The sequence below is a fragment of the Allobosea sp. LjRoot90 genome, assembly GCF_964254315.1.
Classification (GTDB): Bacteria; Pseudomonadota; Alphaproteobacteria; order Rhizobiales; family Beijerinckiaceae; genus Allobosea.
The window spans coordinates 92,687-110,639 of record NZ_CAXUTF020000007.1 but is presented as its reverse complement, the minus strand read 5'-3'; the positions used below and the strand labels follow the sequence as shown (position 1 = coordinate 110,639).

Annotated in this window: 15 protein-coding genes; 7 read left to right on the top strand and 8 right to left on the bottom strand. The window is 66.4% G+C overall.

Going from position 1 to position 17,953, the window contains the following annotated elements:
• Positions 1 to 44 precede the first annotated feature (44 nt).
• Positions 45 to 1,583, bottom strand: coding sequence for a helicase HerA-like domain-containing protein (locus ACSQ3M_RS22750; protein ID WP_436152351.1), 1,539 nt, complete (start codon positions 1,581 to 1,583; stop codon positions 45 to 47).
• A 151-nt stretch (positions 1,584 to 1,734) separates the two neighbouring features.
• On the opposite strand from ACSQ3M_RS22750, the gene ACSQ3M_RS22745 reads away from it, so the two are divergent.
• The 4 genes from ACSQ3M_RS22745 to scpA all read left to right on the top strand — a co-directional run bounded on the left by ACSQ3M_RS22745 (position 1,735) and on the right by scpA (position 7,278).
• Positions 1,735 to 2,121, top strand: a complete 387-nt coding sequence (locus tag ACSQ3M_RS22745) for a DUF2267 domain-containing protein (RefSeq protein ID WP_436152350.1) — start codon at positions 1,735 to 1,737, stop codon at positions 2,119 to 2,121.
• A gap of 245 nt (positions 2,122 to 2,366) precedes the next feature.
• A complete protein-coding gene (locus ACSQ3M_RS22740; RefSeq protein ID WP_436152349.1) occupies positions 2,367 to 4,292 on the top strand; it encodes a methylmalonyl-CoA mutase subunit beta in 1,926 nt (641 codons plus the stop codon).
• Entirely contained in the window at positions 4,289 to 5,116 is an 828-nt protein-coding gene (thiD, locus tag ACSQ3M_RS22735; RefSeq protein ID WP_436152348.1) for a bifunctional hydroxymethylpyrimidine kinase/phosphomethylpyrimidine kinase, read from the top strand. Before ACSQ3M_RS22740 ends, thiD begins: the two co-directional genes overlap by 4 nt.
• Positions 5,113 to 7,278 carry a methylmalonyl-CoA mutase gene (scpA, locus tag ACSQ3M_RS22730; RefSeq protein ID WP_436152347.1) on the top strand — a complete coding sequence of 722 codons (2,166 nt, stop codon included), beginning with the start codon at positions 5,113 to 5,115 and terminating at the stop codon, positions 7,276 to 7,278. The genes thiD and scpA overlap by 4 nt, the downstream gene beginning before the upstream one ends.
• Positions 7,279 to 7,306: 28 nt before the next feature.
• On the opposite strand, the gene ACSQ3M_RS22725 is transcribed toward scpA, so the two are convergent.
• The 5 genes from ACSQ3M_RS22725 to ACSQ3M_RS22705 all read right to left on the bottom strand — a co-directional run bounded on the left by ACSQ3M_RS22725 (position 7,307) and on the right by ACSQ3M_RS22705 (position 11,633).
• Complete coding sequence (locus ACSQ3M_RS22725; protein WP_436152346.1) at positions 7,307 to 7,564, bottom strand: hypothetical protein; 258 nt, start codon at positions 7,562 to 7,564, stop codon at positions 7,307 to 7,309.
• 106 nt (positions 7,565 to 7,670) lie between these two features.
• Entirely contained in the window at positions 7,671 to 8,459 is a 789-nt protein-coding gene (locus tag ACSQ3M_RS22720; protein WP_436152345.1) for an ABC transporter permease, read from the bottom strand.
• Positions 8,456 to 9,358 carry an ABC transporter permease gene (locus ACSQ3M_RS22715; protein WP_436152344.1) on the bottom strand — a complete coding sequence of 301 codons (903 nt, stop codon included), beginning with the start codon at positions 9,356 to 9,358 and terminating at the stop codon, positions 8,456 to 8,458. Before ACSQ3M_RS22715 ends, ACSQ3M_RS22720 begins: the two co-directional genes overlap by 4 nt.
• On the bottom strand, positions 9,355 to 10,542 hold the full coding sequence (locus ACSQ3M_RS22710; RefSeq protein WP_436152343.1) for an ABC transporter ATP-binding protein: 1,188 nt from the start codon (positions 10,540 to 10,542) through the stop codon (positions 9,355 to 9,357). The genes ACSQ3M_RS22715 and ACSQ3M_RS22710 overlap by 4 nt, the downstream gene beginning before the upstream one ends.
• Positions 10,539 to 11,633 (bottom strand): polyamine ABC transporter substrate-binding protein, encoded by a 1,095-nt coding sequence (locus tag ACSQ3M_RS22705; RefSeq protein ID WP_436152550.1) that lies wholly within the window; start codon positions 11,631 to 11,633, stop codon positions 10,539 to 10,541. Before ACSQ3M_RS22705 ends, ACSQ3M_RS22710 begins: the two co-directional genes overlap by 4 nt.
• Before the next feature lie 153 nt (positions 11,634 to 11,786).
• Here ACSQ3M_RS22705 and ACSQ3M_RS22700 point away from each other — a divergent pair, with 153 nt between their 5' ends.
• Entirely contained in the window at positions 11,787 to 12,518 is a 732-nt protein-coding gene (locus ACSQ3M_RS22700; protein WP_436152342.1) for a DUF3750 domain-containing protein, read from the top strand.
• Between the two features lie 115 nt (positions 12,519 to 12,633).
• On the opposite strand, the gene ACSQ3M_RS22695 is transcribed toward ACSQ3M_RS22700, so the two are convergent.
• Together ACSQ3M_RS22695 and ACSQ3M_RS22690 are read right to left on the bottom strand one after the other, a co-directional pair.
• Positions 12,634 to 13,431, bottom strand: coding sequence for a lytic transglycosylase domain-containing protein (locus ACSQ3M_RS22695; RefSeq protein WP_436152549.1), 798 nt, complete (start codon positions 13,429 to 13,431; stop codon positions 12,634 to 12,636).
• Positions 13,432 to 13,472: 41 nt separating this feature from the next.
• Positions 13,473 to 14,756, bottom strand: a complete 1,284-nt coding sequence (locus tag ACSQ3M_RS22690; protein ID WP_436152341.1) for a cystathionine gamma-synthase family protein — start codon at positions 14,754 to 14,756, stop codon at positions 13,473 to 13,475.
• 137 nt (positions 14,757 to 14,893) lie between these two features.
• Between ACSQ3M_RS22690 and ACSQ3M_RS22685 the strand changes: the two genes are divergently transcribed.
• Together ACSQ3M_RS22685 and ACSQ3M_RS22680 are read left to right on the top strand one after the other, a co-directional pair.
• Positions 14,894 to 15,352, top strand: a complete 459-nt coding sequence (locus tag ACSQ3M_RS22685; protein ID WP_436152340.1) for an Lrp/AsnC family transcriptional regulator — start codon at positions 14,894 to 14,896, stop codon at positions 15,350 to 15,352.
• Positions 15,353 to 15,499: 147 nt separating this feature from the next.
• Positions 15,500 to 17,932 carry a penicillin acylase family protein gene (locus ACSQ3M_RS22680; RefSeq protein ID WP_436152339.1) on the top strand — a complete coding sequence of 811 codons (2,433 nt, stop codon included), beginning with the start codon at positions 15,500 to 15,502 and terminating at the stop codon, positions 17,930 to 17,932.
• Positions 17,933 to 17,953: the final 21 nt, after the last annotated feature.

Genomic DNA, 17,953 nt, shown 5'->3' with positions numbered 1-17,953 from the left:
GTAATGCAATTGAACGACAATTGCCAGGCGCAGGCCCAACCCCGCTACCGCCGCCCGCCCGTGAGCGAGCCGAGCACGCCGCGCAGGATCGCGGTGCCGACCTGCCGGCCGATCGAGGTGGCGGCCGAGCGCGCCGCCGAGGTGATGATCTTCTCGGTCATGCTCTGCGGCAGCGGCCCGCCACGGCTGCCCGGCCCGGTCTTGGGGCGCTGGCCGCTGCCACCGCCGAGCCAGCCGCCGATCGTATCGAGGATGCCGCCGCCACCTTCGGTCGAAGCCTCGACCGGCGAGCCGTCGGAATTCAGCCCCTTGCGCTTCATCAGTGCCTCGTAAGCCGAGTCCCTGTCGACCATCGTGTCGTATTTGCCGGTGAAGCCGGAGTCGCGGATGCACTGCGTCCGCTCCTGCGGCGTGATCGGCCCGACCTGCGCCATCGGCGGGGCGATCAGGCAGCGCTCGACCATGGTCGGCGAGCCCCTGCCTTCCAACGTCGAGACCAATGCCTCGCCGACGGCGAGCTGGGTGATCGCCTGTTCGGTGTTGATCTTCGGGTTTTGGCGGAAGGTCTCGGCCGCAGCCCTGACCGCCTTCTGATCGCGCGGGGTGAAGGCGCGCAAGGCATGCTGGACGCGGTTGCCGAGCTGGGCCAGCACGGTGTCGGGAATGTCGAGCGGGTTCTGCGTGACGAAATAGACGCCGACGCCCTTGGAGCGGATCAGCCGCACCACCTGCTCCACCGCGGTCAGCAGCGCCTTGGGCGCGCCGTTGAAGAGCAGATGCGCCTCGTCGAAGAAGAAGACGAGCTTGGGCTTGTCGAGGTCGCCGACCTCCGGCAGCTGCTCGAACAGCTCCGAGAGCAGCCAGAGCAGGAAGGTGGCGTAGAGCCGCGGATTGGCCATCAGCTTGTCGGCGGCCATGATGTTGATGATGCCGCGGCCGTCGCGGTCGGTCTTCATCAGGTCGTTGATGTCGAGCGCCGGCTCGCCGAAGAACAGGTCGCCCTTCTGGTTCTCCAGCACGAGCAAAGCGCGCTGGATCGTGCCGACCGAGGCGGAGGTGACGTTGCCGTATTTGGTCGTCAGCTCCTGCGCATTCTCGGCGATGAAGGCGAGGATCGCGCGCAGGTCCTTGAGGTCGAGCAGCAGGAGCTTCTGCTCGTCGGCGATGCGGAAGGCGATGTTGAGCACGCCCTCCTGGGTGTCGTTGAGGTCGAGCAGGCGCGCCAGCAGCAGAGGCCCCATCTCCGAGATCGTGGCGCGGACCGGATGGCCCTGCTCGCCGAACACGTCCCAGAACACGGTGGTGAACTGATCGGGCTCGTATTTCAGCCCGAGCTCCTCGGCGCGCTTGACGAAGGGCGGCTTGGAATTGCCCGGCGCGGCGATGCCGGAGAGATCGCCCTTGATGTCGGCAGCGAAGACCGGCACGCCGTGCTTGGCAAAGCCTTCCGCCAGAACCTGCAGCGTCACCGTCTTGCCGGTGCCTGTCGCACCCGTGACCAGGCCGTGGCGGTTGGCGAGCTTGAGCAGCAGCACCTCCGGCTTCTCGCTCTTGCCGATCAGGATCGTGCCGTCATCCGCCATGGTCGCGCCTGTTCCGTTGCCAAAAGGTCGTGGAATGGGTGTAGCGAAACGAGAACTTGGGCGGAAGCATGAAGATCGCTTCCACCCGGGATAGTTTATGTATAAACTATCCTCCGGAACGCCGGATGACTCGGCAAGAGAGGACCGCACGATGGATGAACTGATCTCCCGCATCATGGCCGCTTCCGGCCTCGATGAGTCGCTGGCGAAAAAGGCGATCGGCATCATCCTCGCTTTCCTGCAGAAGGAAGGTCCTGCGACCGAAATCGGTCAGCTAATGGGAGCGCTGCCGGGCGCCCAGGACCTCGCCGAAGCCGAAGGCGGCGCCAAGGGCGGCCTGCTCGGCACGATCGGCGGCCTGATGGGCGGTGGCGGCGGCGTGATGGCGCTCGGCGGCCAATTGATGGGCGCCGGCCTGTCGATGGGCCAGATCCAGACCGTCTCCAAGGAGATGTTCGCGGTCGGCCGCGAGAAGGCGGGCGAAGACACGATGGGCGCGATCGTCGGCGCGATCCCGGGCCTCGGCCAGTTCGTCTGAGCCGCATAATACTCCGCAGAATTTCATGACGCCGCCCTTACGGGGCGGCGTTTTCGTTTGCAGGCTTAGGAGTTTCGGGTGCGGACATAGGCATTTCGGCACGGCTTTCCGACCAACGGGGCATTTGCGTTCGTCGCGAGCCATGGCAATCAGGACTTCGCGGCTGCACAATGGGCCGCCAGCTGGCGCGTATTCCATCGCCTGACGACAATGGCCGAGGAATAAGCGCAAGGAGTTCGTTGCTGATGACCTCGACCATCCTCGCCGACCTGCCCTTCATGGACGCCTTCCCCACGCCGGGCGAAGCGCAGTGGCGCGCCGCGGTCGACAAGGTGCTCAAGGGCGCCGATTTCGAGAAGAAGCTGGTCGGGCGGACGTCGGATGGCATCCGCATCGAACCGCTCTACGAGGCGGCAGCCGAGCCGAGCTCCCGCCCGTTGCGTGCGCAGGCCGGGCGCTGGCACGTCGCGGCGCGCGTCGATCACCCTGATGAGACCGAAGCTGCGAAGCTTGCACTTGCCGATCTCGAAGGGGGCGCCGACTCGCTGACCCTCAGCTTCGCCGGCGCTCCTGCGGCACGCGGTTTCGGGCTTGAAGTGACTTCGGTCGAGGCGCTCGACGCTGTGCTCGACGGTGTGATGCTCGATCTCGTCAGGCTGCGGCTCGATCCGGCACCCGGCGGCCGCAAACAGGCGCTGCTGCTGGCCGATCTGGTCGAGCGGCGTGGCCATGCGCCCTCCTCGCTCCAGATCGATTTCGGCATGGAGCCGATCGGCGTGCTCGCGAGTTCGGGAGCGCTCGCGGTTCAGTTGCCCGAACTCGGCAGGCGGATCGCCGAGACGATCGGCACATTGAAATCCCGCGGCTTCACCGGCCCCTTCCTCGCCGCCGATGGCCGGATCTGGCATGAGGCCGGCGCAACCGAAGGGCAGGAACTCGGCGCGGTGCTCGCGACAGCGGTGACCTATCTGCGCCTGCTGGAGGCGCAGGGCCTCCCGCTCGCCGAGGCGCGCGACGCCATCTCCTTCACGTTGGTCGCCGATGCCGACGAATTCGTCACCGTCGCAAAGCTGCGCGCGGCGCGCCTGCTCTGGGACCGGGTGCAGCGCGCCTGCGGGCTCGATCCCAAGCCCGTCTTCATCCATGCCGAGACCGCCTGGCGCTCGCTGACGCGGCGCGATCCTCACGTCAACCTGCTGCGCGGCACCATCGCCGCCTTCTCGGCCGGGGTCGGCGGCGCGGATTCGATCGGCGTGCAGCCCTTCACCGCAGCGCTCGGCCTGCCCGACGGCTTCGCCCGCCGCATTGCCCGCAATACCCAGCTGATCCTTCTCGAAGAAGCCAATCTCTGGCGTGTCGCCGATCCCGCGGCCGGAGCCGGCGGCTTCGAAGCCCTGACACAGGCGCTGTGCGAACAAGGCTGGCGCAAATTCCAGGACCTTGAAGCGGAAAGCGCCGATGGCCTGACCGGCATCGTCGCCGCTCTCGCCAACGGCCACGTCCAGACAGGTCTCGGACGCGAGCGGGCGACCCGGGCGAAAGCCATCGCGACCCGGCGCGAGCCGATCACCGGGACGAGCGAGTTTCCGAACCTTTCGGAAGCCTCAGTGTCGGTGCTCGCACCTCCTCCGGCCGCCCTGCCGACCAGTGAGACGGCCAGCGACGCAATCACCGTCGAGGCCCTGCCGAGCATCCGCCTGGCCGAGCCGTTCGAAGCGCTGCGCGCCAGCGCCGATATCGCCGAGGCCGCTGGCGAGCGGCCGAAAGCCTTCCTCGCCACGCTGGGGCCGATCGCCGGTTTCGCCGCACGCGCCGGCTTCGCCCGCAACCTGTTCGAGGCAGGGGGCATGGCTGCGCCTTCTGGCGACGGTTTCGCCAAGACAGGAGCTACCGATCTCGACGCGCTCGTCGCAGCCTTCCGCGCCTCGGGCGCGAAGCTCGCCTGCCTCTGCGGCTCCGATGAGGCTTATGCAGCCGAGGCCATCCCTGCCGCGACGGCACTAACAGCCGCTGGCGCCACGGTCTGGGTCGCTGGCCGCCCGGGCGAGCAGGAGACTGCCCTGCGCGAGGCCGGCGTGACGAATTTCGTCTTCGCCGGCTGCGACGCCATCGCCGTGCTGCAGAGTGCCCTGGCCGTTGCCATATCCCCGGTCAGCACGAGCAAGGGATGATCATGCCGATCGCACTCACCATTGCCGGCTCCGATTCCAGCGGCGGCGCCGGCATCCAGGCCGACCTCAAGACCTTCGCCGCGCATCAGGTCTATGGCGCCAGCGTCATCGTCGCGCTGACCGCGCAGAACACCACCGCCGTAACCGCGATCCATCCGGTTCCGGCCGCTTTCGTCGCCGCGCAAATCGACGCCGTGTTCGACGATCTCAAGGTCGACGCGGTCAAGATCGGCATGCTGGCCACGGCTGAACTGATCGAGACTGTCGCCGATGGGCTCGAACGTCATGGCGCGAAGAACATCGTGCTCGATCCGGTGATGATCGCGGCCTCCGGCGGGCGCCTGTTGCAGGAGGACGCCATCGAAGCCTTGAAGCGGCGCCTGCTGCCGCTCTGCACGATCGTAACGCCCAATCTACCCGAGGCCGCCGCCTTGCTCGGAACCGCTATCGCGGAGACTGAGGATGCGGCAGCGGAACAGGCAGAGGCGTTGCTCGCGCTCGGGCCCGCCAATGTCCTGGTCAAGGGCGGCCACGGCACCGGCGAAGACAGCGTTGACATCCTGATCGGCAAGGACGGACGGCGCGAACGCCTGGTCGCGCCCCGCATCGCGACGCAGAATACGCACGGCACCGGCTGCACGCTGTCCTCGGCGATCGCCTCCGGCCTCGCTCACGGCATCGCGCTGAACGAGGCGGTGGTGCTGGCCAAGCGCTACATCTCCGCCGCGATTGCGGCTTCGGACGCGGTCAAGGTTGGCCGCGGCCACGGACCGGTGCATCATTTCCACCATTGGTGGGACCGACCAGACGGGAGCAAGCCATGACCGCAATCCCGGATTTCACGAAGCTCGCCTTCGCCGATACCGTGAGCAAGCAGGCGCCTGCCCTCGCGTCAGGCGAGCTCTGGCAGACGCCGGAGGACATCCCGGTCAAGTCGCTCTACACGGCTGCGGATCGTGACGGCCTGCCCTTCGTCAATACGCTTCCAGGCATCGCGCCCTATCTGCGCGGCCCCTATCCGACCATGTATGTCAACCAGCCCTGGACAATCCGGCAATATGCCGGCTTCTCCACGGCAGAGGATTCGAACGCCTTCTACCGGCGCAATCTCGCCGCCGGGCAGAAGGGCCTTTCGGTCGCCTTCGATCTCGCGACCCATCGCGGCTATGACAGCGACCATCCGCGTGTCGGCGGCGATGTCGGCATGGCCGGCGTCGCGATCGATTCGATCTACGACATGCGCACGCTGTTCTCCGGCATCCCGCTCGACCAGATGAGCGTGTCGATGACGATGAACGGCGCCGTGCTGCCGGTGCTGGCGCTCTACATCGTCGCGGCGGAAGAACAGGGCGTGCCGGCGGCCAAGCTCTCGGGGACCATCCAGAACGACATCCTCAAGGAGTTCATGGTCCGCAACACCTATATCTACCCGCCTTCGCCCTCCATGCGGATCATCGGCGACATCTTCGCCTACACCTCGGCCAACATGCCGAAGTTCAATTCGATCTCGATCTCCGGCTATCACATGCAGGAAGCGGGAGCGACGCAGGACCTCGAGCTCGGCTACACGCTGGCCGACGGCGTCGAGTACATGCGCGCCGGCCAGCGCGCCGGCCTCGGCGTCGACGTCTTCGCACCACGGCTCTCCTTCTTCTGGGCCATCGGCATGAACTTCTTCATGGAGGTCGCGAAGCTCAGGGCCGCGCGATTGATCTGGGCCAAGCTGGTCAAGGATTTCGGGGCGCAGAACGAGAAATCACTGCCGCTGCGCACCCATTGCCAGACCTCGGGCTGGTCGCTGACGGCGCAGGACGTGTTCAACAACGTGCCGCGCACGATGATCGAGGCGATGGCGGCGACTCAAGGCCATACGCAGTCGCTGCACACCAACGCGCTCGACGAGGCACTGGCGCTGCCGACCGATTTCTCCGCCCGCATCGCCCGCAACACCCAGATCGTGCTGCAGCAGGAGAGCGGCACTACAAGGATCATCGATCCCTGGGGCGGCTCCTATTATGTCGAGCGCCTCACCGCCGAGCTCGCCGCCAAGGCCTGGGGCCATATCCAGGAGGTCGAGGCCCTGGGCGGCATGGCCAAGGCGATCGAGGCCGGCATCCCGAAGCTGCGCATCGAGGAGGCCGCCGCCAAGACGCAGGCGCGTATCGACGGCCGCCAGCAGGCGATCATCGGCGTCAACATCTTCAAGCCCGAGAACGAAGCGGCGATCGACGTGCTCAAGGTCGACAACGCCTCGGTCCGCGCGCAGCAACTCGACAAGCTCAAGCGGCTCAAGGCCGAGCGCAACGAGACCGAGACGCAAGCGGCTTTGACCGCCCTCACCAATGGCGCGCAAAGCGACGGCAATCTGCTCGACCTCGCGGTCAAGGCGGCGCGAGCCAAGGCGACCGTCGGCGAGATCTCAATGGCGATGGAGACGGTCTTCGGGCGCCACCGCGCCGAGATCAAGTCGATCTCGGGCGTCTACAAGCGGGAGGTCGGCGAGATGAACCCTGCCGTGACGCGCGTGCAGCTGATGTGCGAGGCCTTCGAGGAAGCGGACGGGCGCCGCCCGCGGATCCTCGTCGCCAAGATGGGCCAGGACGGGCACGATCGCGGCCAGAAGGTGATCGCCTCGGCGTTCGCCGATCTCGGCTTCGACGTCGATATCGGCCCGCTCTTCGCTACGCCCGACGAGGCCGCGCGCCAGGGCGTCGAGAACGATGTCCATATCGTCGGCGTCTCCTCGCTGGCGGCCGGCCATCTGACGTTGGTGCCGGAGCTGAAGGCAGCGCTCGCCAAGGCCGGCCGACCCGACATCATGATCGTCGTCGGCGGCGTGATCCCGCCGCAGGACTTCGAGGCGCTCATGGAAGCCGGCGCCAGCGCGATCTTCCCGCCCGGCACCGTCATCGCCGACGCGGCCGAGAAGCTGCTGGAAGAGCTCAATCAGCGGCTGGGCTACGCGCAGCGCAGCGCGGCGGAGTGAGCCGCCGCGCTGCACCGACTTGCGAAATTTACCAGCCGCCGCGCCAGCGCTGGTAGTACCGCGGCGGCGGGGGCGGCGGGCCATAGAAGCGCGGACCGTCATACTGGCGGCGCCAGCGGGGAACGCCCCAGTAGCCATAGGCTGGCGGCGCGCGCCAGCCATAGCCGGGTCCGTCATAATAGGCCTGCTGGATCAGGACGCCTGCCTCGGCCTTGCTGGGGGATGCCGCGCTGATCCCGAGCACAGCTGCAGCGATGAGGCCGGCGGAAGCGAGGGTGCGAAACATCTTCATGTCTCCTCTTGCCGGAGCAGGAAGGCTTCCCGCTCTGGCAAGCACCATCGCGCAGCCGGGCTGAACCTATTTTGAGCGGGATGTTCACCCGGCGTTTAAGTCAACGCCCCGCCAGCGCCTCGCGCTTCATCAGCAGGGAGGCGCCGATCACCGCGACCGCGACCGCCGCGATCATGATCGTGCAGGCAGCGTTGATTTCGGGCGAGACGCCGAGGCGGATCGCCGAATAGAGCCGCATCGGCAGCGTCGTCGCGCCGGGACCCGTGGTGAAGCTCGCGATGACGAGATCGTCGAGCGAGAGCGTGAAGGCGAGCATCCAGGCGGCCGCGACCGCCGGCCAGATCAGCGGCAGGGTGATGGTGGCGAAGGTCGCGAGCGGCGTCGCGCCGAGATCGCGCGCGGCTTCCTCCAATGAACGGTCGAAGCCGGCGAGGCGCGCCTGCACGACGATGCAGGCGAAGCCGAGGCTGAAAGTCGCGTGGGCGATGACGACGGTCCAGTAGCCGCGCTCGACATCGCCGGCGACGAAGAGCAGCAGCAACGACAGGCCGGTGATCACCTCCGGCATCACCAGCGGTGCCATCACCATGCCGGAGAACAGCATTCGGCCGGCGAAGACGCGGTAGCGCGCCAATGCCAACGCCGCGAGCGTGCCAAGCATCGTCGCCAGCGTCGCCGAGACCAGCGCGACGCGGATCGTCAGCCAGGCGGCGTCGAGCAGTGGCTGGTTGCTGAAGAGCGTTCCGTACCAATGCGTCGAGAAGCCGCCCCAGACCGTGACCAGCCGCGAGGCGTTGAAGGAATAGGCGACCAGCGCGACGATCGGCAGATAGAGGAAGGCGAAGCCGGCGACGAGCGCGGCGAGATGGAACGCTCCGAAGCGCCTCATGATGCCGCTCCGCGCGCCCGCTGCAGCAGCATCAGCGGCAGGACGAGGACGACGAGCAGCACGATCGCCACCGCCGAGGCGAGCGGCCAGTCGCGGTTCGAGAAGAACTCGTTCCAGAGCACCTTGCCGACCATCAGCGTATAGGAACCGCCGAGCAGGTCGGGAATGACGAATTCGCCGATCGCCGGGATGAAGACCAGGGCCGAGCCGGCGAGGATGCCGGGAATCGAGAGCGGCAGGGTCACGGTCAGGAAGGTCGTCAGCGGCGGGGCGCCGAGATCGGAAGCCGCTTCCAGCAAGGCGCCGTCGAGCTTCTGCAAGGTCGAGAACAGCGGCAGGACCATGAAGGGCAGGTAAGAATAGACCATGCCGATCAGCACGGCGGCGTCGGTGTTGAGCAGGCGCAAGGGTTCGCTCGTCAGCCCGATCCCCATCAGCGCCATGTCGAGCAGGCCGTCCGGCCGCAGGATGCCGATCCAGGCGTAGACGCGGATCAGGAACGAGGTCCAGAACGGCAGGATGACGAGGACGAGCAGGATACCCTGCCAGCGCTTCGGCGCCAGCGCCATGGCATAGGCGAGCGGGTAGCCGATCGCGAGGGCGATCGCTGTCGTCAGCGCCGCGATGCGCAGCGAGGAGAGATAGCTCTGCCAGTAAAGTGGGTCGTCGCCGAGCAGGCGGAAATTCTCGAGATCGAGCGCGCTCAGGAATTCACCGAGCTGGCCGAAACCGGGGAAATGCGGCGCATAGGGCGGCTGGTCGGTCGCGGCGTCCGACAGTGCGATCCTGAGCACGATGACGAAAGGCGCCAGGAAGAAGGCGAGCAGCCAGAGATAGGGGATGGCCGCGACCAGGAAACCGCGACCGGTCGCACTGTTTCTGGGAGCCGGCGTGCTCAAGACGCCAACACCATGCCGGCTTCGACGTCCCAGGAGAGCCAAACCTTGTCTTCCCAGGCGAAAGGCCGCTCGATGCGCCGCGTGCGATTGGTCAGCGAGACCTTGAAGAGCTTGCCATCGTCGCCGCCGACCATGACCTGGACCATGGTCATGTCGCCGAGATAGCCGATGTCCCAGATCTCGCCGGCGACCTTGTTGACGCCCTGCCCCGGCTCGTCATGGCTGAGCGCGATCTTCTCGGGACGCAGGCCGATGGTGAGCGTATCGCCCGGCCGGCAGCTCGGCGCATCCTCGTCGAGCTCGATCACGCCTACTGGCTGGTTCTCCAGCGTGACGAGATCGCCAGCGACGGCCGTGACCCTGCCCTCGATCAGGTTGATGTCGCCGACAAAGGCCGCGACGAAGCGACTGGACGGCGCCTCGTAGATCAGGTCCGGTGGCGCGATCTGCAGCAGCCGGCCATGGTCCATCACCGCCATGCGGTCGGCCATGGTCATGGCCTCGTCCTGGTCGTGCGTGACGACCATGAAGGTCAGGCCGAGATCGGCCTGGAGGTCCATCAGCTCATATTGCGTCTCTTCGCGCAGCTTCCTGTCGAGCGCGCCGAGCGGCTCGTCGAGCAGGAGGAGCTTTGGCTGCTTGACCAGCGCGCGGGCGAGCGCGACGCGCTGGCGCTGGCCGCCGGAAAGTTGATCCGGCCGGCGCTTCTCCATCCCCTTCAGCCGGACGCGGCCCAGCATGGCGTCGACCCGTTCGGCGATCTCCGTCCTGGGCAGGCCCTCGCGCCTGAGACCATAGGCGATATTGTCGCCGACGCTCAGATGCGGGAACAGCGCATAGGACTGGAACATCATGTTGACCGGCCGCCGATGCGGCGGCACCCCCGTGATGTCGATACCGTCGAGCAGAATTTCGCCCTCGTCGGGCTGCTCGAAACCAGCGAGCATGCGCATCAGCGTGGTCTTGCCGCAGCCGGACGGTCCCAGCAGCGCAAAGAACTCGCGGGCATGGATCGAGAGCGACAGCCTATCGACCGCCACCACCGCACCGAAGCGCTTGGTCACGTTGCGGAATTCGACCAACGGCTTGGCAGCAGGGTCGTTCCACGGCTGGAAGTCGCGCCGGACGCTGCCGGGCGAGGCGCGTCTTCCACCCGCCTCCGGCCGACTCGAATCCCTGTTCACCTGCCGCTCTTGACGCGGGTCCACAGCCGGTTGACCACCCGCTGCGTCTTCTGGTCGTAGGGCGTGATCGTATAGAGCCGGCCCATCACCGCGTCCGGCGGATAGATGCCGGGATTGTCGCGGACCTCGGCCGAGAGCAGCGGCTTCGAGGCGATGTTGCCGTTGGCGTACTGGATGAAATCCGAATTCTTCGCCGCCATCTCCGGCCGATTGACGAAGTCGATGAACTTCAGCGCCGCCTCCTGGTTGCCCGCATCCTTCGGAATGACGAAGGAATCGAACCACATCAGCGCGCCTTCCTTCGGGATCGCATAGGCGATCTCGACCTTGTTCTTGGCTTCGCTGGCACGCTTCCTGGCCTGCAGCACGTCGCCGGAATAGCCCACCGCCAGGCAGATATCGCCATTGGCGAGCGCGTTGATGTACTCGGACGAGTGGAACTTCTGGATGTGCGGGCGGATCTTGCGCAGCAATTCACCGGCCCTGTTGAGATCGGCTTCGTTCTTCGAATCGGGATCGAGCCCGAGATAACGCAGCGCTGCCGGGAACATCTCCTCGACCGCGTCGAGCACATGCACGCCGCAATTGGAGAGCTTCTTCAGCTTCTCGGGATCGAAGACGACGTTCCAGCTGTCGATCACGGCGTCGTTGCCGAGCCGCTCCTTCACCTTGGCGACGTTGTAGCCGATCCCGGTGGTGCCCCACATGTAGTTCACGGCGAACTTGTTGCCGGGGTCGTATTTCGACAAGCGCTTCTGGATCTCAGGCCAGGCGTTCTTGAGGTTCGGCACCTTGGCGGTATCGACCGGCGTGTAGAGACCGAGCGGGATGTGCCTCGGCAGGAACGACGCGGTGACGACGACGAGGTCGTAGCCGGTCTTGCCGGCGAGCAGCTTGGTCTCGACCGTCTCCATCTGGTCGAAGGTGTCGTAGACGACGGTGATGCCGGTCTCTTTCTTGAAGGCGTCGAGCACTTCAGGATTGACGTAGTCCGACCAGTTGAAGATGCGCAGTTCCTTGTTGTCCTGCGCTCCTGCCGGGCCGGCTGCGAGAGCGAGCCCGAGAGCCGCCGCAGCGGCCAACCCATGCATAACCGACGTCAACGTGCGCAATCTGCCCCTCCTTTAGATTTCGCGCCCGCAGGCTAGCAGCTTGCTACCAAGCCTCAACCTCGATTTCGTGATCGGCGATGCTCCGTCGCGCCTTGTGGCATTGGGGCCGCGCCACCTATTTTCCGTGGAAGCATGATCCGCCGCTTCCTCCTCCTCTTCGCCTTGGTCTTCCTCCTGCCGCTCGGCACGCATGCTGCCTGGTGGCAGTTGCAACCGCTCGCGTCCGACTGGGCGCGCGCCGACTGGTCGAGCGCCGCGCTCCTGCCCGCCTCCAGCATCGAGTCCGAAGCGACGGTTCACGTCTTCGCCGCCCGCGTCGGCCGCTGGCGCGGCGTCTTCGCTCATCATTCCTGGGTGGTGGTGAAGGAGAAGAACGCCTCGGCCTATACCCGCTTCGACGTCGTCGGCTGGGGCAATCCGGTGCGCGTGAACGTCCGTGCCGCCGATGGCCGCTGGTACGGCAACGTCCCGGAGATCGTCGGCGAGATCAGGGGGCAGGCAGCCGAGGTGCTGATCCCGCGCATCCGCGAGGCTGTGAAGAATTACAGCTACAGCACGAATGGCTCCTATGCGGCCTGGCCGGGGCCGAACTCGAACAGCTTCGTCCAGCATATCCTCGCCGAAGTGCCGGAACTCGGCCGCGCCCTGCCGCCAACCGCGATCGGCAAGGACTGGCGCGGGGACGGCCTCTATGCCGGCCTCACACCGAGCCGCACCGGTTTGCAGGCCTCGCTCTACGGGCTAGCGGGCGTCACGCTGGGCTGGGTCGAGGGCGTCGAGGTCAACCTGCTCGGCCTCGTCGCCGGCGTCGACCTGCAAAGGCCGGCGTTGAAGCTACCGGGCTGGGGACGGGTGAGCCTATAGCGTCATGCTCGGGCTTGACCCGAGCATCTCAGGCCGGAAGAGGCTCCGACCAGCGCCCTCTCGTCACGAGATTCTCGGGTCTGCGCTTCGCTTCGCCCGAGAATGACGCGCCCCATCAATTCCGCAGCACCAGACACGCCCCGCCCGCCTGCCGCAGGCGATTGCAGCTCGCCGTCGCCTCGCGCAGGCTCTGCGCCGGCAGCCTGACGCGGTAGAACCGGCCCCTGCCCCGCCCCGCCACGGCCGAACCCAGAATCATGGTCGGCTTGCCTGATAGCAGCGAGGCGAAGCGCGCGGCGACACGCTGATAGGAGGCGATGGCGCGCGCCTTCGAGGTATTACCGGCAAGCTGCACACCAAATGGACCATAGGCGCCCTCAACCAGCACGGCCGGCGTCGTGATGCGGATCGAGGCGACCGTGGCCAGACAGTTGATCTCCTCCCGCGTCGCCGGCGGCGGGATCTCGCCTGCTCCTAGCCGCCACTCCTCGACCGGGCGGCCGGTGATGAAACGAACGTAGGCCTGCGTCTCGTAAGGCAGCGAGCCGCCACGCTCGACCCAGCGCGCGACGCGGTTCGGCCCGCCATTATAGGCCGCCGCCGCGAGGCCGAGATTGCCGAACTGGTTCTTCAATGCGGCAAGGAAGGCGGCCGAATGCGGGATCGCCGCCTCGGGATCGAACGGGTCGGCGAGGCCGCGCTCGTTCGCGGTGCCCGGCATGAACTGGGCGATGCCCTGCGCGCCGGCTGGGCTGACGACATGCGGCCGGAAACTGCTTTCGCGCCAGATCAGCCGGGTGAGGAAGGCGACCGGCAGATCGTGGGTCTTCGCTGCGCCCTCGATCAATCGGCAGATGGTTTGCGCCACGCTCTCGGTTTGCGGCTCGGCGCAAGCCGGACCGGCCGAGAGCATGGCGGCGAGCGCCGCGACGATGATGCGGCGCCGCCCTGCCCTCACGCGGCTTCGAGCGCCTGGGCGAGATCCGAGATCAGGTCCTCGATATTTTCGATGCCGACCGAGATCCGGATCAGCGCATCGGTGAGGCCGATCTCCTCGCGTAATTCGCGGGCGACGCCGGAATGGGTCATCGCGGCGGGGTGCGAGACCAGCGTCTCGGTGCCGCCCAAGCTGACCGCGAGCTTCATGATCTGGAGATTGTCGAGCACGGCGAAGGCTTCCTTCTCGCCGCCCTTGACGTCGAAGGCGAAGGTCGAGCCCGGAGCGCTGCACTGGCGGTCGAACACCGGCTTGCGCGGGTCGCCATCCTGGAGATTGCCGAGATAGTGCACCTTGGCGACCTTCGGGTGAGCGCCGAGATAGTCGGCGACCTTGCGGCCGTTCTCGTTCGAGCGGCTCATGCGGATGTCCAGCGTCTCGAGCGAGCGCATCAGCATCCAGCAGGAATTGGGATCGAGCTGCGTGCCGAGCGAGCCACGCCAGGCCTTGACCTGCCGCACCAGCTTTTCCGAGCCGCTGATCGAGCCGCCGACGAGATCGCTGTGACCGCCGACATATTTGGTCAGCGACAGCAGGCTGAGGTCGGCGCCGTGCTTCAGCGGCTTCTGGAACATCGGCCCAAGCATGGTGTTGTCGACGACCACTGGCGGGCGATGGCCCTGCGACTTTTCCAGTTCGCCGGCGATCGCGGCGCAGGCGGCGAGATCGACCAGCCCGTTGGTCGGGTTGGCCGGCGTCTCGACCAGGATCATCGCGACCCGGCCCTTGGCGGCTGCGGCCTTCGCCGTCGCGCGCATCTGCGCAACGTCGATACCGTCGGTGAAGCCGAAGGGCGTGACACCGAAGGCGCCCATCTGGTTCTTCAGCAGAGTCTCGGTGCCGCCATAGAGCGGCCGGCTGTGGATGATGGTGTCGCCCGGCCGCAGGAAGGCAAAGCAGGTCGTCGCGATCGCCGCCATGCCGCTGGCAAAAACGGCGCATTTCTCGGCCTCGTCCCAGATCGCCAGGCGATCCTCGAGGATCTCCATGTTCGGATGGTTGAAGCGTGAATAGACCAGGCCGGACTTCTCGCCCGGCTTGAGCTGGCGGCGGCCGGCCGTCAGATCGAAGAAATCCTTGCCCTGCTGGGCGTTCTCGAAAACGAAGGTCGAGGTCAGGAAGACCGGCGGCTTGAGCGACCCTTCCGACATGGCGGGGGAATAACCGAAGCCCATCATCAGGGTCTCGGGGTGGAGCCGGCGATTGGCAATCCGGTCCTTGTGGTAGTTGTCGTCGCTCATGACTGCCTCCTCGCCGGCCGGCGTGACCCGCGACGCGAGCCTAGGACGATCCTAAGGCCATTGCATGAACGATCACTGGTGCTCTAGAGCAAGTTTTTGCAGCTTCCTGCTTGCTTGAACGCCCGGAGGAGCAGATCATGCTCGATACGATCGACCGCCGCATGCTGACATTGCTGCAGGAAGATGGCCGCATCACCAATCAGGACCTGTCGGAGAAGGTCGGCCTGTCGCCGACGCCGTGCCTGCGCCGGCTGAAGCGGCTTGAGGAGACCGGCGTCATCAGGGGCTATTCGGCGATCGTCGATCCGAAAGCCTATGGCTTGCCCTTCAGCGTCTTCGTCTCGGTCAGGCTCAGCCAGCAGAACCAGGACCACATCGCCGAGTTCGAGAAGGCGATCGAAAACTGGCCCGAAGTGGCCGAATGCTACCTGATGACCGGCAGCCAGGACTATCTGCTGCGGGTGCTGACCGACGGCATCGAGGGCTATGAGCGCTTCCTGAAGCAGAAGATGACGCGGCTGAAATGCGTCCAGTCGGTCGAATCCAACTTCGCGCTGGCGACGATCAAGAAGCGCGTCGGTCTGCCGCCGCTGTAACTCGGCCAACGGCGCAAGAAATGATCCGCACCACATGCCGGGGCGGCAAGGCTGCCATGTGACCATGTGCGGTTGTTGCCGCCCCGACTGCTTCTAAGCTCCCCCGGCAAGGCCTGTCGCCAAAGACGAGCCGCACGGAGGAACACCATGAGCAGAGCAGATCGCGCCAACGGCGCAGCGTCGCTGTTTGCCATCGCCGCCGTCCTGGTTGCCGCATGCCTGCCCGCACAGGCAGAGCTCTCGAGCGCAGTCAAGCGCTCGGAGCAGGCCGTCGCCGGGTTGCAGGGGCCGGCGGAGCTCATCCTCGATCAATGGGGCGTGGCGCATATCTACGCAGCCTCCACCCGCGATGCGCTGTTCCTGCAAGGCTACAATGCGGCACGAGACCGGCTCTGGCAGATCGATCTCTGGCGCAAGCGCGGTCTCGGGCTCCTCGCGAAGGATTTCGGCCCGTCCTATGTCGCGCAGGACCGCGCCGCCCGGCTCTTCCTCTATCGCGGCGAGATGGACAAGGAATGGGCCGCCTATGGCCCCGACGCCAAGGCCTATACCGACGCTTTCGTCGCCGGCATCAATGCGCGCGTCGATGAAGTCAGGGCCGGCAAGCAGCCGCTGCCGCTCGATTTCCGCGTCTCTGGCACCTTGCCGGATCGCTGGAGCGCCGAGGACGTGGTACGGATCCGCAGCCACGGCTTGACCCGCAACGTGATGTCCGAGGTCGTGCGCGCCCGCGTCGCCTGCGCCGCCGGCGTCGAGGCTGATCGCTTCCGGCGCGTGCTGGAGCCGAGCGTAAAGACCAAGGTGCCCGAGGGGCTCGACCCCTGCGCGATCAAGCCGGATATCCTCGACGACTACAATCTCGCGACGCGCGACGTCACCTTCGCCGCCCCCGGTGAGAAGCGCGCCGCGCTCGACCGCGACGCCATCTTCGCTGCGGCCGGCGACAGCATCTCCACCATCGGCTCGAACAACTGGACGATCGCCGCGAACCGCACTGCGACCGGTCGACCGATCCTGGCCAACGACCCGCATCGCGCCCATGGCGTGCCGTCGCTGCGCTATGTCGTGCATCTCAATGCGCCAGGCCTCTCGGTAATCGGCGCCGGCGAGCCTGCTTTGCCCGGCATCTCGATCGGCCATAACGGCGAGATCGCCTTTGGCCTGACGATCTTCGCGATCGATCAGGAAGACCTCTACGTCTACGAGACCAACCCGGCCAATCCGAACCAGTATCGCTATGGCAGCGGCTGGGAGGAGATGCGGAGCGTCAACGACACCATCGAGGTGAAAGGCGAGGCACCGCGCCAGATCGAGCTCAAATTCACCCGCCACGGCCCGATCATGAAGGCCGAGCCCGACGAGAAGCGCGCCTTCGCTATCCGCACGGTCTGGTTCGAGCCGGGCACGTCGGCCTATTTCAACTCGGCCGAATACATGACGGCGAAGGACTGGCCTGGTTTCAAGAAGGCGATGGCGGAATGGGGCGCGCCATCCGAAAACCAAGTCTATGCCGACAACAAGGGCAATATCGGCTGGATCGTCGGCGGGCGCGCGCCGCAGCGGCCGAACCATGACGGCCTGATGCCGGTTCCCGGCGATGGCCGCTACGAATGGACCGGGTTCATGAAAGCCGGCGAATTGCCCGAGGTCTACAACCCGACCGACGGCTTCTTCGCTACCGCCAACGAGATGAACATCCCGAAGGATCATCCGCTGCTGGCCAAGCGGATCGGCTTCGAATGGTCGGATCCGTCGCGGATCAACCGGATCAAGGCCGTGCTGGGGACGAAGGGCAAGGTGACACTGGCCGATGCGATGGCACTGCAGAACGACGACAGCTCGGACAATGCCCGCAAGCTCGCCGCCCTGCTCGCGCCGCTGTCATCGGACGATTCCGTGACGGCCGAAGGCCTGAAGCTGATCAAGGGCTGGAACCACGAGATCGCGGTCGACAGCGCTGCCGCCGCGCTGTCCGAGGTCTGGATGAGCAAGCATCTCGGCCGCGCGCTGACGGCGAAGGCGGTGCCGGAAAAGGCGCGCAGCGTGATCGGTCCGCTCGATGTGGCTGCGGTCGTCGCCTATCTCGAGGCCCCCGACAGCGCGCTCGGCGCCAACCCGAAGGCTGCGCGCGATGCCCTGCTGCTGGAGACGCTGAAAGCGGCGATGGAGGAACTGCGCCAGTCGCTCGGCCCGGATACGGCAAGCTGGAACTGGGGCAAGATCCACCACGCCCAGTTCGATCATGCACTCTCGCCTCTCGCCGGCGGCCCCGACCGCGCACAGCTCAATGTCGGCCGGCTCGCCATGGGTGGCTCGGCCTTCAGCCCGCGCGCAGCCTCCTACCGGATCTCCGACTTCAAGGTCACGGCGGGTGCCTCGTTCCGCATGGTGCTGGACGTCGGCAAGTGGGACGAGAGCCGCTTCATCAACACGCCCGGGCAGTCCGGCGACGCCTACAGCCCGCATTATCGCGATCTTGCGCCGCTCTGGGCGGCTGGTGACTACGCGCCGCTGCTCTATTCGCGGGAAGCGATCGAGAAGGCGGCGCGTTCCGTCATCGCGCTCAAGCCGGCTGGCTGAACCAAGATAGCTGGCCCGGGG